This window comes from Nonomuraea roseola, assembly GCF_039535395.1.
GTDB classification, from domain to species: Bacteria; Actinomycetota; Actinomycetes; order Streptosporangiales; family Streptosporangiaceae; genus Nonomuraea; species Nonomuraea roseola.
Genome location: NZ_BAAAXC010000014.1, coordinates 565,387 through 581,582 on the forward strand (window position 1 = coordinate 565,387; position 16,196 = coordinate 581,582).

The 16,196-nt window shown below is 70.7% G+C and carries 13 protein-coding genes; 9 read left to right on the forward strand and 4 right to left on the reverse strand.

Annotated features, from left to right (window positions below):
* Window positions 1-92: 92 nt before the first annotated feature.
* A complete protein-coding gene (locus ABFX55_RS21020; protein ID WP_346123461.1) occupies window positions 93-3,233 on the reverse strand; it encodes a discoidin domain-containing protein in 3,141 nt (1,046 codons plus the stop codon).
* Between the two features lie 207 nt (window positions 3,234-3,440).
* Here ABFX55_RS21020 and ABFX55_RS21025 point away from each other — a divergent pair, with 207 nt between their 5' ends.
* The 3 genes from ABFX55_RS21025 to ABFX55_RS21035 all read left to right on the forward strand — a co-directional run bounded on the left by ABFX55_RS21025 (window position 3,441) and on the right by ABFX55_RS21035 (window position 6,586).
* Window positions 3,441-5,222 (forward strand): DUF5107 domain-containing protein, encoded by a 1,782-nt coding sequence (locus ABFX55_RS21025; RefSeq protein ID WP_346123463.1) that lies wholly within the window; start codon window positions 3,441-3,443, stop codon window positions 5,220-5,222.
* A 174-nt stretch (window positions 5,223-5,396) separates the two neighbouring features.
* On the forward strand, window positions 5,397-6,458 hold the full coding sequence (locus tag ABFX55_RS21030) for a magnesium and cobalt transport protein CorA (protein ID WP_346123465.1): 1,062 nt from the start codon (window positions 5,397-5,399) through the stop codon (window positions 6,456-6,458).
* Window positions 6,455-6,586, forward strand: coding sequence for a hypothetical protein (locus ABFX55_RS21035; protein WP_346123467.1), 132 nt, complete (start codon window positions 6,455-6,457; stop codon window positions 6,584-6,586). The genes ABFX55_RS21030 and ABFX55_RS21035 overlap by 4 nt, the downstream gene beginning before the upstream one ends.
* 39 nt (window positions 6,587-6,625) lie before the next feature.
* Here ABFX55_RS21035 and ABFX55_RS21040 read toward each other — a convergent pair whose 3' ends face one another.
* Entirely contained in the window at window positions 6,626-7,600 is a 975-nt protein-coding gene (locus ABFX55_RS21040; RefSeq protein WP_346123468.1) for a VWA domain-containing protein, read from the reverse strand.
* A 179-nt stretch (window positions 7,601-7,779) separates the two neighbouring features.
* Here ABFX55_RS21040 and ABFX55_RS21045 point away from each other — a divergent pair, with 179 nt between their 5' ends.
* From ABFX55_RS21045 to ABFX55_RS21065, 5 genes are all read left to right on the forward strand, one after another.
* A complete protein-coding gene (locus ABFX55_RS21045; protein ID WP_346123470.1) occupies window positions 7,780-8,037 on the forward strand; it encodes a hypothetical protein in 258 nt (85 codons plus the stop codon).
* Between the two features lie 415 nt (window positions 8,038-8,452).
* The gene (locus ABFX55_RS21050) at window positions 8,453-8,872 is read left to right on the forward strand and encodes a YciI family protein (RefSeq protein WP_346123472.1); all 420 of its coding nucleotides are present in this window, start codon (window positions 8,453-8,455) and stop codon (window positions 8,870-8,872) included.
* Window positions 8,869-10,152 carry an RNA polymerase sigma factor gene (locus ABFX55_RS21055; RefSeq protein ID WP_346124105.1) on the forward strand — a complete coding sequence of 428 codons (1,284 nt, stop codon included), beginning with the start codon at window positions 8,869-8,871 and terminating at the stop codon, window positions 10,150-10,152. The genes ABFX55_RS21050 and ABFX55_RS21055 overlap by 4 nt, the downstream gene beginning before the upstream one ends.
* Before the next feature lie 190 nt (window positions 10,153-10,342).
* Window positions 10,343-11,416 carry a lytic polysaccharide monooxygenase gene (locus ABFX55_RS21060; RefSeq protein ID WP_346123474.1) on the forward strand — a complete coding sequence of 358 codons (1,074 nt, stop codon included), beginning with the start codon at window positions 10,343-10,345 and terminating at the stop codon, window positions 11,414-11,416.
* A gap of 90 nt (window positions 11,417-11,506) precedes the next feature.
* Window positions 11,507-12,076: a hypothetical protein gene (locus tag ABFX55_RS21065; RefSeq protein ID WP_346123475.1), complete on the forward strand. Its 570-nt coding sequence runs from the start codon at window positions 11,507-11,509 to the stop codon at window positions 12,074-12,076.
* Between the two features lie 577 nt (window positions 12,077-12,653).
* Here ABFX55_RS21065 and ABFX55_RS21070 read toward each other — a convergent pair.
* Window positions 12,654-13,556 (reverse strand): RNA polymerase sigma-70 factor, encoded by a 903-nt coding sequence (locus ABFX55_RS21070; RefSeq protein WP_346123477.1) that lies wholly within the window; start codon window positions 13,554-13,556, stop codon window positions 12,654-12,656.
* Between the two features lie 90 nt (window positions 13,557-13,646).
* Complete coding sequence (locus ABFX55_RS21075) at window positions 13,647-14,252, reverse strand: response regulator transcription factor (protein ID WP_346123479.1); 606 nt, start codon at window positions 14,250-14,252, stop codon at window positions 13,647-13,649.
* A 32-nt stretch (window positions 14,253-14,284) separates the two neighbouring features.
* Between ABFX55_RS21075 and ABFX55_RS21080 the strand changes: the two genes are divergently transcribed.
* Window positions 14,285-16,186 (forward strand): sensor histidine kinase, encoded by a 1,902-nt coding sequence (locus ABFX55_RS21080; RefSeq protein WP_346123481.1) that lies wholly within the window; start codon window positions 14,285-14,287, stop codon window positions 16,184-16,186.
* Window positions 16,187-16,196 lie beyond the last annotated feature (10 nt).

Here is a 16,196-nt window from a genome sequence, read left to right on the forward strand (position 1 = left end):
GCTGACCGGGCGCGGGCGGCTCTCACCTGCCCGCGCCCTGGGCTCACATCGACCAGTAGGCCATCGCCGTGCACGTCCTGTTCATGGTTCTCCTAGTGGACCTCGAGCTCGGCGAGCTGCATGTGGTACGGGGCGTCGCGGTGACCGGTGCCGACGACCCTGACGTGCCGCGCGGTGACGGGCGCGAAGGAGAAGGCCTGCGCGCTCGCGCCTGGCCTCGGGTACCCGGTCCTGGTGGCGACCGTCGTCCAGGAGGAGCCGTCGGCCGAGACCTGGACCGTGAAGTCCGTGGGGAAGCCGTTGCCGGTGTTCTCGCCGTCCGACCTGGCGTGGAGGTCGACCCTGGAGACCAGGCTCGGGCCGCCGAGGTCGACGGCCGCCCATTCGGTACGGCCGGCCGTACCGGGCAGGCTGCTCCAGCCCATCGAGTACCAGAGCGCCGAGCGCGCGCCGTCGGTGAGGTTGGTCCGCAGCCATCCCTCGTCGGTGTACTCCACCGAGCTGGACGCGGTGACCGGGCGGCCCGCCGCGAGGTTGCCGCCGACGGCCTCGATCTCGGCCAGCTGCATGTGGTGGTTGCCGTGCTGGTCGGGCCTGAGGTTCGTCCCCGTCACCCTGATGTGGCGGACCGAGGCGGTGGGGAAGGGGAAGGTCTGCGCGCCCGCGCCGGGCCGGGGGAAGCCCGTCCTGGTGGCGACCGTCGTCCAGGAGGAGCCGTCGGCCGAGACCTGGACCGTGAAGTCCACGGGGAAGCCGAGGCCGGTGTTGGAGCCGTCGGACCGGGGATGGAGGTCCACCCTGCTCAGGGGTCTGGCGCCGCCGAGGTCGACCTGGATCCACTCGGTGTGGTTGCCGCCCATGTTCGCGGTGGAGCTGCTCCATCCGATGCCGGCGCGGGCGCCGTCCACGACGGCGGGGGTGGTCCAGCCGTCGCCCTCGTAGGAACTGGAGACGGTCACCGTACGGCCCTCGGCCGGGTTGGTCTCCGGGTTGACCCGCACGTTGTCGAAGCGGGCGCTCGCGCCGCCGGTCACCAGGGCGAGGCCGCCCACGGGGTAGGCGCTGTCGGTGACGGTGAGGATCTTCCTTGCTCCCGCGTGGACGGTGAGGGTCCCGCCGCGCGCCGCCACCCGCAGCCTGGTCCACTGGCCCGAGACGTAGCCCGGCACGGCGGCCGAGCCGAGCGTGACGCCGCTGCGGTAGACGAAGACCTGGCCGTTGTCGCGCAGCGCGACCAGGTAGCCGGTGTCCATGTCGGTGGCGTTGAGGTTACGCACCATGAGCCCCGCCCAGTTGGTCCTGCCCCCGCTGGCGTTCACCCCGGTGATCCGCAGGTCGACGCCCGCCACCACGTCGCGGTAGGCCCTGCCCTCCAGCGCGGCCGTGATCCCCCAGTTGGCGGAGGAGTCGGACTGGACGTACTCGCCGCCGCTGACCGACCAGGTGTCGGCGCCGTGCCGCCAGCTCTTCTCGCCGGCGGCGAAGTCGTCGGCGTAGGGGAAGCTCAGGTCGGGCCCCTGCGAGACGAGCGCGTCGAGGATCTGCCTGTGCCGGTTGTCGACCTCGAGGCCGGACTGCTCGTAGGAGGTCGAGTCGGTGATCAGGGTGTTGGCGATGGCCCGTGCGGTGACCGGCTTGGTCCTGGCCAGCAGGTTCAGCAGTTCCACGTCCTCGAGGCCGTCGAGCTGGGTCTCGCTCCTGACGCTGTCGTAGATGTCGTAGGCCGCCTTGTTCGGCCTGACCAGCCAGTTGTCGCCGGTCTGCCAGTCGTCGAAGGTGTCCGATGGCCGGTTGAGGTCGCTGAAGTCCCACCAGAAGTTCCAGCCCCAGTGCAGGTAGCCGGTCCCGCCGATCTTCCAGGTGAGCCAGGGGGTGAGCCTGGTCGAGGCCAGGTGGTAGGAGATGAAGCGGTTCATCCGCTTGTCCTGCGGGACGATGCAGTTGTAGAGCCACAGGTCGGCCCCGCTCAGGCGGCGGCGCTGGTAGTAGCCGACGTTCCCGTCGTAGAGGCCCGTGTACGGCGTCGCGGTGGTGAGGTCGCCCTCCATCGCGGGCAGCACGGCCAGGTGCGCCTCGTTGGTCAGCGGGTTCGGGAAGTACTCGCGGTACTTGGCGTAGACCCACTTGGCGGCGTTGACCTGGTTGGCGGTGGACGGCTCGTCCAGCGCGCTCATGTAGAACAGGTCGGTCCACCCCTTGGCGTCCAGGTGGGCCTTGAGCGCGGGGAAGAGCTGGGCGAGGTAGGCGTTGGTCTCGGCGGTGTCGGGGTCGGCCAGGACCCGCTGGACGACGCCGTTCACCTTCTTGATCATGTCGAGCTTGACGACGTCGTTCGGCAGGCCCTCGAGCAGGTGCGGGGTGTAGATGTACTGCATCGCCCCCGCGTCGACGAAGGTCTGGACGAACCTGTCGAACGTGGCCCAGCCGAAGGTGTAGTCGCCCGCCGCGTCCACGGTCGTGTCGGGGATGAGCAGGGCCTGGAAGTCGGCGAAGATCACGTTGTTGCGGTGCTTCGCGTGGTTGGCCGCGATGTTCTCGATGACCCGCCACCAGTTCGCGTCGAACATCTGCACGCCGTACTGGGCGGGGATGGCCCTGACCGTGCCGTTGTAGTCCCAGCCCGCCGAGGTGAACCAGTTGTTCATCTTGAAGGTGGACCGGTTGGCGGGCGGGATCGTGACGCCGTAGACCGTGACCGCGACGTTCACCACGACGTCGCCCGCGCCGCTCTTGACCGTGGCGGTGCCGGTGTACGTGCCGGGAGCCTGTGAGGCGGGGACCCTGACGCTGTAGTGGTAGGGCAGGGTGAGGTTCGCGGCGAGAGTCTGCGGCGTGTTCTCCACCAGCGCGTCGTAGTAGGCGGTGCCGCCGTCGGGCGGGCTCTGGTGCACGCCCACCTTGGAGATGCGCGGGTGGTTGTACTCACGCCTGACGGTGACGGCCGACGCGGGGATCACCGCGCCCCCGGGGCCGCTCAGCGCGCCTGCCGTGACCTGGACGCCGGTCAGCGGCGTGTCCGACCTGACCAGGATCTGGGCGGCCTCGGTCTCGCCGCGGGCCGCCCAGAGCGCGACCGAGGAGGAGGCGCCCGACGGTCGGACGGTCGAGGAGAAGGCCCGTTCGGCCGCGCTCTGCACCCAGACGGACAGCGCGGCCGCATGAGCGGGAACGGCCAGGAGCGTGGAGATGATGAGAAGGGTTACCGCTGCTGACAGGGCCGGTCTGATTGCCATCCAAGGCTCCTCACGAGATCCCCCGAGGACGCATATAAAACGTTTCAAACCGCTGGACCGGACGGTAGACCTGCGCAGAGCTGTGGTCAATAACCCGTCTTCGGACCGTTATACGCACCGCTGACCCCGTTGACAGCGCCCCGTCCGATCCTTAGCGTTCGCGGCAGCGTTGCTTAAAACGTTCTCCACGAAGGAGCCGGGACCGGGATGAAGCTCGTCATCGCCGACGCGGGGCCGGTCAGCCCGCTGCCGATCCTGCGGCCCCCCGCCGTGCCGATCACCGACTTCGGCCACCCGCCCTCGCTCCTCCCCTACGGGGCCCGCGACTCCTACAAGCGCGACCCCGTCGAGCGCGAGGTCCCCGCGATCACGCTGGAGAACGAGCACCTGAGGGCGGTGTTCCTGCCGGGGCTCGGCGGCCGCCTGTGGTCGCTGGTCGACCTGTCCACCGGCAGGGAGCTGCTGCACCGCAACCCGGTGATCCAACCGGCCAACCTCGCCCTGCGCGACGCGTGGTTCGCCGGCGGCGTGGAGTGGAATCTGGGCACGACCGGCCACTGGGCCCTGACCTGCGATCCCCTGCACGCGGCCTGGGTGGACGCGCCGTACCCCGTGCTGCGGCTGTACGAGTACGAGCGGATGCGCGGGCTGGTGGTCCAGATCGACGCCGCCCTGCCGCCGGGCTCTCGCGCGCTGGTGGTGTCGGTCGCCGTGCGCAACCCGCGCCCGGAGAGTGTCCCCGTCTACTGGTGGTCCAACATCGCCGTCCCGCAGACCCCCGGCACCCGCGTCCTCGCGCCCGCCGCCCTGGCCGACCACTTCGGCTACGCCCACCGCCTGACCACCGTCCCCTATCCGGGCGATCCCGACGTCAGCCGCCCCGGCACCTGGGGGGCGGCCGCCGACTACTTCTTCCACGTCACGTCGGAGACCCCCTGGATAGCCGCCGTCGACGCCGAGGGCCATGGCCTGCTCCACACCTCCACCCCCAGGCTGCGGGGCAGGAAGCTGTTCGGCTGGGGCACCTCCCCCGGGGGCGACCACTGGCAGCGCTGGCTGTCGGGCCCCCGCTCCCCCTATCTGGAGATCCAGGCCGGCCTGGCCAGGACCCAGCTGCAGCACCTCGCCCTGCCCGGTCACACCACCTGGACCTGGACGGAGGCCTACAGGCCCCTCGCCCTCCCCGAGCCCGACGCCCCGTACGACCGGGCCCGCGCGGCCGTCGACGCGCTGGTCCAGGCCTCGGGACAGCCGGCGACCGGCCCGTGGACCGAGCGCCCCGTCACGGACGTCATCCACCGAGGATCCGGGTGGGGCGCGCTGGAACGCAGGGCAGGGGGGCTGCCCGCGTCGGCGGCCACGCCCTTCCCCGACGACACGCTCGGCGCGGAGCAGGCCCCGTGGCTGGCCCTCCTGGAGGAGGGCCGGCTACCGGGCGAGGCGGAGTGCGTCGTCGGAGCGCGCTGGCTGGCCCTGCTTCGTGAGGCGGCGGACCCGCACAGCCGCTACCACCTCGGCCTCAACCTGTGGTCCACCGGCGACAGGGCCGCGGCCCTGGACGCCTGGGGCAAGGCGCTGGCCGAACGGCGCGACCCCCTCGTGCTGCGCGCCGTCGCCGAGGCCCACAGGATCGACGGCGACGATGCCACGGCGGCGGCGCTGCTCCTCGAGGCGCACGCGCTGGCGCCGGCCGTGCGCCCGCTCACCGTCGAGACCCTCGCCGCCCTGCTCGCCGCCGGCCGTCCCGCCGACGCTCTGACGCTCATCGACCGCCTGACTCCTGGCGATCGCGCCCACGGCCGCATCCGGCTCCTGGAGGCCAGGGCCGCCCTGGCCGCCGGCGAGCGCGACAGGACCGGACGCATCCTGCGGGAGGGCCTGGTCGTCCCCGACCTCCGGGAGGGCGAGGACGCCCTGGACGAGCTGTGGTTCGCCTACCACGGCGAGGAGCGCGACCTGCCCGCGGAGTACGACTTCCGCATGAGCTGACGGCAGGTGGGCCAGGGGTGCGTCCACGCGGCCGCCCGCCGCGACCCGCGACCAGACGGGCTGACGAGCATGCCCGGTCCGGCCCCGTCCTCTGCCCGAGGAGGACGCCATCATGGCCTCCCGGTGGTGCCCCCTGCCAATTCCCGGGTGTCGATTCCGCCCCATGCGTGACAGGTGTTCGAGCGCCTTCCGCATCGGCCGCAGGAGGACGAGGGAGGGGGCGGGTGCGCGAGAATGCCGGATGTGATTGTGGACAAAGCGATCTACTGCGACAGCGTGCGCGAGACCATCAACGGCGACATCAGCGATGCGGTCACCGCCGCCCGTGCCCGGGGCGACTGTTTCCTGTGGATCGGCCTGCACGAGCCCACGCAGGAGGAGTTCGACCTGATCACCAGCGAGGTGAAGCTGCATCCGCTGGCGGTGGAGGACGCCATCCACGCCCACCAGCGACCCAAGCTCGAACGCTACGACGACACTCTGTTCGTCGTGCTCAAGCCGCTGCTGTATGTGGAGGAGAGCTCCGACATCGAGGTCGGCGAGATCAATCTGTTCCTCGGCCACGACTTCGTCATCAGTGTCCGCCACGGCCAGGCCAACCCGCTGAGCGGGGTACGCCGCCGCATCGAATCCGACCCCGATCTGCTGGCCGCGGGCCCGGCCGGCGTGCTGTACGCGATCTGCGATGAGGTCGTCGACGCCTACTCGCGCATCTCCCACGAGGTCTCAGGCGATCTCATCGCTCTGGAACACCGGGTGTTCAGCGGCGAGCACGCCGATGTCACCGCCGACATCTATTCACTCAAACGCGAGGTGTTGGAGTTCCGCACCGCCCAGGACCCGCTGATCCCGGTGCTGGAAGAGATCGTCAAAGGCCGTGTGGAGCTGTGTACAGCCAACCGGGAGCAGTTCCGCGATGTTCTCGATCACCTGCTGCGCGTGGATGCCCAGGTCGATGAGCACAACGAGCTGCTCACCAGCGCCTTGAGCGCCCATCTGGCCTTGGTGGGCCGTGAGCAGAACACGGTGGCCATGCAGCAGAACGCCGACATGCGCAAGATCTCGTCGTGGGCGGCCCTCATCGCCGTCCCCACCATGATCGCGGGGATCTACGGCATGAACTTCGACTACATGCCCGAGCTGAACTGGCTGCTCGGCTATCCCTTGAGCCTTGCCGTCATGGTCGTCGCCGTGCTATTCGTCCACCGGCTGCTGCGCAAGAGCGGGTGGCTGTGAGGATCTCCAGGTTCTTCTCCCGCAGGCTCTCCCCGAGCAGGCTCCTGATCGCCGTGATCACCGCCTGGATCATCCTGCTGACCATCATCATCTTGGTCGACCCCCGCGGCTCCGGCCCCGGTCGATGAGGTCACCGCCGAGGATCGGAGGTCGATGTGAGGCGTGCATCAGTCGTCACGGGCAGGGCGGCGGAACCTTGTCAGCGTGATCGGTGCCAGCAGCGACAGTGCGGCCAGCGCGAACGTCGGCACCAGCGTCCAGCGCAGCACCACGTAGCCCACCTCCTGGACTTTCGTCATGGTGCCGAGCGAGCTGCCGATGCTGCGATACACCTCATTCAGGGAGCCGGAGCTCTGGGCGTTGTAGGCCCGTCCAGCGGTGCCCTCGGCCAGGGTGCGTAGCGTTTCGGCGTTCGGCGGGACCGGTATCGAGCGGCCGTCGATCTCCACGACGCCGTCCGGGGTGCCGAAGGCGATGGTGGAGACCGGCACCTTGCTCTGGGCCGCCTCCTGGATGGCTTCGAGGACCGTGCGGCCGGCAGTGTTGTCGCCGTCCGACAACAGCACGATGGCCGCGGGCGGTGGATCACTGGCCGCCTGCTGGTCAAAGGAGCGAAGAGCGTCCAGGCTGGAGAAGACCGCCTCGCCGATGGCGGTGCCGGCGGCCGGCTGGAGCGCGTCGATCGCGCGTGCCACCGCCTGGTGATCCGCCGTGGGTGAGACCCTCACGGAGGCGGAGCGGGCAAAGGACACCAGCGCCACGTTGAAACGTTCGGGCAGGCGGGTGATGAACGTCTTGGCCGAAGCCTTGGCAGCCTGCAGCCGGGACGGCGGGATGTCGGTTGCGACCATGGACAGCGACACGTCGATCGCCACGATGATCGTCGCCCGATCCCTGGGTACCTGGACCGTCGTGGCCGGGCGCGCGGCGGCCACGATGAGCAGCCCCATCACCAGGGCGAAAAGCCCTGCCGTGAGATACCGTGCCCAGGTCGCCCGGTTGGGCGCGAGCAGATCCAGGAAGCGCAGGTCCGTGAAGCGCGCGGCATAGCGGGGCCGGAAGAACTGGGCGACGACGTACCCGGCCACGGCGACGGCCAAGACCACGAACAACCACAGCCATTCGGCTGCCTGAAAGCGCACCTGCCCTCCCCCGAAGACAGCACCGGCAGCGCCGGGCACTCACCCCCGAACTACTCCTTGGGCGCACCTGTGACGTACCGGACAGCCGCAGATCTACCCATCGCTCAGCGCCCGCATGCGCACCCTCGGCATGCCTGCCGATCGCCCACACGTTGCCGGGACCGTGGGCGACGACCCGGGTGAGTCTGATCGACGGGATGCTCGGCCAGGGGCAGCACGGCGGCTGGGGCTTCGGGATGACGGTGCGCACCTACCGCGGCGACTACGCCCCCATCGGCCAGTTCGGCTGGGACGGCGGAGCCGGCACCACCACCTACGCCGACCCGCACAACCAGCTCGTCGGCATCCTGCTCACCCAGACCGGGATGTCCACCCCGGATTCGGCGCGGGCCATCCACGACTTCTGGACCACCCTCTACCAGGCAATCGACGGCTGACCCTCCTACCTGGTCGAGGCCGGTCCGGCCTTCGAGCGCCCACCCTCGTTGATCGTGTTCGGGAAGGGGTCGATTCTCGACATGATCAACAAGGTCTCCGTCAGGCGCCGCCGAGCGAGCCGAGAGCACCGATGCTCAACCGGGCGCTCAGATCGACGCACCTCGCCGTAGGGGCGGACGTGCAGTCAGAACAGCGGGCGCCCTCGGCCTGCTGACTCCCTTCCCCCCCTGAACGAGGCCGCCCCAACTTCTGAACATGGCCGCCTACGCGTGCGCGGTGTGCAGGGCGCGGTGCAGACTCTTCTTCTCTACTTCTTTTCGGATTTCTTGCCCGCGATGTCGATCCGGCGGTTCCGCCGTTCGACCCATGGGTGAGAGGGTCCGGACGGGACCCGCGACACCGCAGGAGAAGACCGTGAAGTACATGCTGATCATGCGCGCCAGCGACGAGGCCTACGCCGCGTTCCAGGACGTCGACTTCAACGAGATCATCGAGTCCATGGGCCGGTACAACAACGAGATGATCTCGGCCGGCGTGCTGGTCGCCGCCGAGGGTCTCGATGACGCGTCACAGGGTGTCGTCGTGGACTACTCCTCCGAGCCTCCCGTCGTCACCGACGGACCTTACGGTGAGACCAAGGAGCTGTTCGGCGGCTTCTGGATCCTCGACGTCGCCTCGAAGGAGGAGGCCGTCGAGTGGGCCAAGCGGGCGCCGATGAGCGGTCCAGGGATGAAGGCCGAGATCCGCCGCGTCACCAGTATCGACGAGTTCCCGCAGGACAACGAGTGGATCCAGAAGGAGCGGGCATGGCGGGTGGCGACCGGCCAGCTGTGAGCGATCCGTACGGCGGTCGCCAGGCAGTCGTGGCGGTGTGGCGGATCGAGTCCGCGCGCATCGTCAGCACACTCGCCCGCTTCACCGGTGACTTCGCGCTGGCCGAGGACCTGGCCCAGGAGTCACTGGCCGAGGCGCTCGTGGCCTGGCCGCGAGACGGCGTCCCGCGCAATCCCGCGGGGTGGCTGCTCACCGTTGGCAGGCGTCGCGCGATCGACGCCTTCCGCCGCCGCTCGGCCCTCGACGAGAGATACGCCGCCCTCGCCCGGCACCTGGGCGAGGGCGGCGTCACCTCCGGCCATCCGGTGGACGCCGCACCGGACACCGACCTGCTGTGGGATCCCGACCACGTCGATGACGACCTGCTGGCGCTGATGTTCATCGCCTGCCACCCGGTGCTGTCGCGCGAGGCCCAGATCGCGCTCACGCTCCGCGTCCTCGGCGGCCTCACGAGCGACGAGATCGCCAGGGCCTTCCTCGTGCCGACCGCCACGGTGCAGGCGCGCATCATCCGGGCCAAGAAGACGCTCGCGGCCGCGCAGGTGCCGTTCGAGGTGCCGCCGACCCACGAGTGTCGCAAGCGGCTCGGCCCGGTGCTCAGTGTGCTGTACCTGATCTTCACGGAGGGCTCGACCGCCTCGTCCGGACGGGAGTGGATCCGCCCCGACCTGGCTCGCGAGGCGGTAAGGCTGACCCGGATCCTGGCGCGGCTGGTCCCTGACGAGTCGGAGGTGCACGGCCTGCTCGCGCTCCTCGAGCTCACCGCCGCCCGCTTCCCCGCGCGCCTGGACGACGACGGGGAGCCGGTCCTGCTGGAGGATCAGGACCGCCGGCGCTGGGACCGGGCGGCGATCCGGCGCGGGCGGGCGGCCCTGGTTCAGGCAGGGCGGGTCGGCCGTGGGCTCGGCGTCTACGGCGTGCAGGCCGCGATCGCCGAGTGTCATGCCGTCGCGCCGTCCGTCGAGAAGACGGACTGGGAACGGATCGTGCTGCTCTACGAGGCGCTCGGCAGGCTGGCTCCCTCGCCTGTCGTCGAGCTCAACCGGGCGGTCGCGGTCTCCATGGCCCAAGGCCCTGCGGCCGCGCTTCCCCTCGTCGACGACCTGGTCGCGGCGGGCGGCCTGTCCGGCTCTCATCTGCTGCCGAGCGTGCGCGGCGAGCTGCTGCGCCGCCTCGGCAAGCTCGACGACGCGCGGCGTGAGATCGAGCTCGCCATACGGCTCTGCGCCAACGAGCGCGAGCGCGGCCTGCTCCAGCGCAAGCTCGCCGCCCTGGCCTGACCGCCGGTCAGACACCCGCGCCATGCCTGCCGCGCACGGCCGGACCAGCGCTGGCCGATGAAAGTTTCACCGCTCGTTGTCGGCGAGCGTGAGGCGTGTTTCAATTCCACCGCGAGTGCCGTGTGGCCCTGACACACCGGGCTGTCGCCGTGCTGTCCGACGGCGTCGCACTCGAAAGGGCATCTCAGTCTTGCGGAAACTCCGGCACCTGGCCGCACTGGCCTGCACCGTCCTCCTGGCCTCGTTCCTGGTCGGCTCCTCGCCGGCCCAGGCCCACGGCGTCACCATGTTCCCCGGCAGCCGTACCTTCCTGTGCTGGCAGGACGGCCTGCGGGAGAACGGCTCGATCCAGTCCTACAACCCCGCCTGCGGCGCGGCCGTGGCCCAGAGCGGCACGACACCGCTGTACAACTGGTTCGCGGTCCTGCGCTCCGACGGCGGTGGCCGTACCACCGGTTTCATCCCCGACGGCCAGATCTGCAGCGGCGGCAGCGGCGGCCCCTACGACTTCACCGCCTACAACGCCGTCCGTGACGACTGGCCGCTGACCCACCTCAGCGCCGGCTCCACCATCCAGGTACGGCACAGCAACTGGGCCGCCCACCCCGGCTCGTTCGTCGTCTCCATCACCAAGAACGGCTGGAACCCCGCCGCGCCGCTGAAGTGGTCGGATCTGGAGGTGCTGACCAGCGTCGCCAACCCCCCGCAGTCGGGCGGGCCTGGCGGGCTGAACTACTACTACTGGGACCTGCGACTGCCCTCGGGCAAGAGCGGGCGGCACATCGTCTTCACCCACTGGATCCGCGCCGACAGCCAGGAGAACTTCTACAGCTGCTCGGATGTGGTCTTCGACGGGGGCAACGGCGAGGTCACAGGGGTGGGCCCAGGCCAGACCCCCTCACCCCCGCCGACGGTCACTCCCACGACGACCCCGACGCCCACGCCTTCGCCCGGCGGCTGCACGGCCACCTGGCGGGCCGTCGACAACCCGGGCTGGCCCGGCCACTTCCAGGCGGAGGTCACGGTGAAGAACACCGGATCCAGCACGTCCAACGGCTGGCGCGTGCAATGGGCCTATACCGGAGGACAGGGCTTCGAGGGCGCGCCTTGGAACGGCGTGCTGACCTCGCAGCCGCCTGACGTCTCGGTGAGCAACGCCTCCTACAACGGGCGGCTGGCGCCGAACGCGACGGCGGCGTTCGGGTTCAACGCGACGGGCGGCGTTCCGTCACCCGCTCCCGCCCTGACCTGCACCACCTCCTGACCCGGCGTCCCGTGGGCCCCCTCCCCCGGGGCCCGCGGGACCGCGGGACCGCCTCCCCGTCAGTTCAGCCGCTCCAGCAGTGAGGATCACATGAGACGAACCCTCCGCCTGCCGTACGCCGGGCAGGTCAGGACGCGGGCCGCCGCGCTGGCCGCGGCGTCGGCGGCCGTCCTGGTCGCCGTTGCCGTGACCGTCGTGGCGCTGGCCGTGAACGCGGGCGAGTTCGGCCCGCCCGAGCTGAAGCGGGCCCTGGCGCTGCGGGTGACACAGGTGCTCGAACAGGCCACGCTGCAGGAGCACCGCGAGCACGGACACCACTTCGGCGAGCACGACGGGCAGGTGGTCTGCGCGGTCGCGCCGTTCGGCGTCCACCCCGAGGGCGCGGTGAAGGTGGCCGAGGTGCGATGGGTCTACGCGCACCACATGTGCGCGGTCACGGGCGCGCGCCAGTCGTGGGCGACCTCGGTGCGCGCCGCGGGCCCCATCGCCGTACGGCTGGCGGGCCGGCCCACGGTACGGGTGCCCGCCTCGGGCGGGGACTACGCCGATCAGGTCAGGGCGCTGGTGCCCGAGCGCTGTCACGAGGCGGCGCTGGCCGGGTTCGCCGACGACGAGGCGATCGAGGAGGCGCGGCGCAGGTTCGACGGCAGACGCGGCTGACCGCCTTCGCGGTCAACCGCGCCCCGCTCCCGGGTCCTGGTGCGAGTGCTGTGGCCGCGGCCCTCCCTTCCTCCTTGTGGGAGCGATCCCATAGAACCGCCGGGAAGGGCAGGAACGTCAACCCCCGGCCGAGAAACCCGCCGTCCGCCGTGAATCTTTCAGCGGGGCGAAGGGCGCCTATCCCGCGAGCACCGGCAACAGGACCTGTGACCAGATGGCCACCGACTTCTTCCAGTTCACCCTTCCTGGCGGGCTCTCCATCGCCCTCAACAAGTACGCGGGCCATGGAACAACGGCTCACCGCTGCCCCGGCACTACATCGTCATCCACGGCTACGGCGGCCGGCAGCACCCTGACGCCGGCGGCTACCTGGCCTCGAACTTCAAGGTCCTGGACCCATGGGACGGCGTCGAGCACGAGATGTCCCTCGACGACCTCATGGCCGCCACCCACCTGGCGGTCAGCCAGGGCGACTATTTCGTGGCCAGGACCTGACCCACGGGCTCGCGGCAGGGCGAGGGTGTCCGGCACCCACGCCCTGCCGTCCCAGGGCCCTGCGGCGGCGAGCCGCCTGCGATCATGCGGATCGTTCGGGCCCCTCAGGGATTCGGGAGAGCTTGTCGGGGTTGCTGACGACGTAGATGTCGCGCACCTGCTCGCCGTCAGGGGTGAGGTCGACGACCATGACGGCGAACGGCGCGTTCCGGGCGAAGACCACCGCGGACGGGTCGCCGTTGACGTCCCTGTACTGGATGTCGAGACCCTCGGCCTGTTCGGCGGCGCTGGAGACGAGGAGCCTGGCGACCTTGTCGCGGCCCTTGACCGGCCGTGGACCCGCCGCGCTGGACCTGCCTCCGCCGTCGGACCACAGCGTGACCTCCGGCGCGAGCATCTCCATGAGCGCGTCGAGGTCGCCGCCGAACGCGGCGGCCACGAACCGCTCGGTGACCTGCCGCTGCACGCGCGGGTCGACGTGGTGGCGTGGCCGCCGGGCCTGGACGTGCCCCCGGGCGCGGTGAGCCAGCTGGCGGACCGCCGAGGGGCTGCGGTCGATCATGTCCGCGATCTCGGTGTGGGCGTAGGCGAACACCTCGTGCAGGATGAACACCGCGCGCTCCAGCGGGCTGAGTGTCTCCAGCACCACCAGCATCGCCATCGACACCGACTCCGCCCGCAGGACCTCCTCCGCCCCGTCGGCCACGTCGTCGGCGGCGGCGACGAGCGGCTCGGGCAGCCACGGACCGACATAGGCCTCGCGGCGGCGGCGCAGCGCGCTCTGCTGAGCCAGTGCCTGGTTGACCGCGATGCGCACCAGGTAGGCGCGCGGGTTCTCGATCCGGCTCTGGTCTCTCGAGGCCCACGACAGCCAGGCCTCCTGCAGCACGTCCTCGGTGTCGGCGACGCTGCCGAGCATGTTGTAGACGATGGAGAAGAGCAGTTCACGATGGTCGGCGAAGACCTTGGTCGGGTGGTCCGGCATCGTGGCCCTCCTCAACTGTCGCGGACATCCCCCTAAGAGCCGCGAAAGGCCTGCCGATGTGACATCGACCCCGAAAGTGTGAGCCGCGTCTCAGAGCCAGCCCGCCTCGGTGGCGATGCGGACCGCGTCCATGCGGGTGCGGGCGTTCAGCTTGGTCACGGAGGAGGCGAGGTAGTTGCGCACGGTGCCGTAGCTGAGGTGCAGGTCGCGGGCGATGTCGCGGGGCGTGGCACCCTCACCCGTCAGGCGCAGGACCTCGGCCTCGCGCTCGGTCAGCGGGTTGCCAGGGACGTCGAGCGCCGCGTAGGCGAGCTGCTGGTCGATGACCAGGCCGCCGGCCGCGACCGTGCGGATGGCCTGCACCAGGTCCTGCGGCCTGGAGTCCTTCAGCATGAAGCCGGAGACGTGCGCCTCGACGCCCCGCCGCAGGTTGCCGGGCCTGCCCAGCCCGGTGAGGATCAGCACGCGGCATTCGGGCAGCCGCTCGTGCAGCAGGGCGGCGGCGCTCAGCCCGTCGAGCGCGGGCAGCTCGATGTCGAGCACCGCGACGTCGGGCCGGTGCTCCAGCGCCGCGCGCACGATCGCGTCGCCCGACTCCACTTCGGCCACGACCTCGATGCCCTCCTCGAAGCCGAGCAGGGCGACCAGCGCCTCACGCAGCATCCGGACATCCTCCGCCACAAGCACACGAATCACAGCTTGCATGCTAGGCGTGATAGACAACGCACGTGACGGCCAAGGACGTGAGCGGACAAGCGTGGACAGGCTGGGCGCTGGTGTTCGGGTACATCGCCCTGCTCGTCCCCGCGCGCTTCACCATCTTCCAGGTCATGGCCCAGGGGGAGCGGTCCTCGCCGCTCACCTCGGCGGTCGGCCTGGGCCTCATCGTCTCCGTCATGGCGCTCTTCGCCGTGGTGGCCGTGGGCGGGCGGTGGGCCCTCCCTCTCCTGGCGGCCGTGACCTTCGGAGCCTACGTGCCGTTCGCGATGCTGTGGGGACCGATCGCGGGGCCGCTGGCCGCGGCGATGCCGTTGACCGTCGCGGGCCCGGCGGGATGGGTGCTGTTCGCGGCGGTGATAGGCGCCGACACGCTGGTGTCGATCGTGCTCCACGCCCCGGCCGTCTTCACGGTGACCACCTTCTCGATCATCGACCTGAACACCGGGCTCACCCTCTTCGCGCTGGTACGGCTGGCCGTCCTGCTGGCACAGACGCACGCGGCCAACCGGCAGGTCGCCGCGCTGGAGGTGGCCGGCGAGCGCCTGCGCGCGTCCGACGACCTGCGCAGGGCCATCGGCGCCAGGCTCTCCGCCGTCCTGACACTGTCGCGCAGGGCTCCCGTCACCGCCGACGTGCTCGCCGACATCGCGCGGATCTCGCGGAAGGCGGCGGAGGAGGCTCGGGCGGTCGCCGACGTCCGCAGGGAGCCGCTACCGCTACCCGCCCACACGGCCGGCCTTCCTGACGCGTCGACCAGGCTCGCCCGCTGGTCCATGATCGCGATGACTTTCAGCATCTCTACCATCACGCTCAACAACGTCGGAGAGTCCGGCTCCACGGACCAGCGGGTATGGGCCGTCGCGCTTCTCGTGACGGTGCTGACGGCCGTCCTTCAGCTCTACCACGGCGTTCCCCGCGCCTCCACGCCCGCGGCCTGGCGCTGGACGGTCCCTGCGCAGATCCTGATCACCGTCGCGGGCGCCGTGTACGTGGGCCACGGCCTGTTGGGGGCGCTGGTGGCCCTCGCGGTCAGCAACACGCTGCTGTGGCTGCCCCCACGGTGGTCGGTGCCCATCGTCGTGGTCGCCGCCGTCGGTGAAGGGCAGTTCCTGCGGCTCTACCCCGAGGTCGGCGGCTACGCGCTCTACCAGACCGCGTCGCTGCTCGTCATAGCCATCGGCGTGTACGCCTTCAACCGTCTGCCTCAGGCGGCCGCGCGCCTGCGCGCTCTGCGCCGCCAGATCGCCAGGAACGCCGTGATCGCCGAGCGGCTGCGGGTGGCCAGAGACGTGCACGACCTGCTCGGCTTCACCCTGTCGGCCATCACGCTCAAGGCCGAGCTGGGCCTTCGCGTGCTCGGCGACGACCGGGTCAAGGCCGAGTCGCTGCTGAAGGAGGTGGGCCCGCTGGCCGTCCGCGCGCTCGCGGACGTGCGCTCGATCACCGAGGAGGGCGCCACGCTCAGCCTGCGCGAGGAGATCGACTCCGCACGCGTCCTGCTGGCCTCCGCGGGCGTGGACGTCCGGGTGGACATCCGCGCCCCGGAGGAGGACCCTGTGCTCGCCACGGTCCTTCGCGAGGCCGTGACGAACGTCGTCAGGCACGCGGTCCCGCGCTCGTGCACGATCGCGGTCGCCAACGACGGGCACGAGGTCCGGCTGAGCGTCGCCAACGACGGCGTCGCGCCGGCCCTTCCCGCGGCAGGCAGGGGGCTGGCCAACCTGGCGGCCAGGGTCGAGGAGGCGGGCGGCACGTTCTCGGCCGGCGACCAGGGCGACGGCACGTTCACCCTGGTCGCGACCGTCCCCCCAGAAGAACGACGCCGCCAGAACGACGCCGTCAGGACGGCGCCATCAGGACGGCGCCGCCAGGACAGCCCCGCCAGGGCGCGTCCGGTCGATCACGCATGAGATCGGTCGG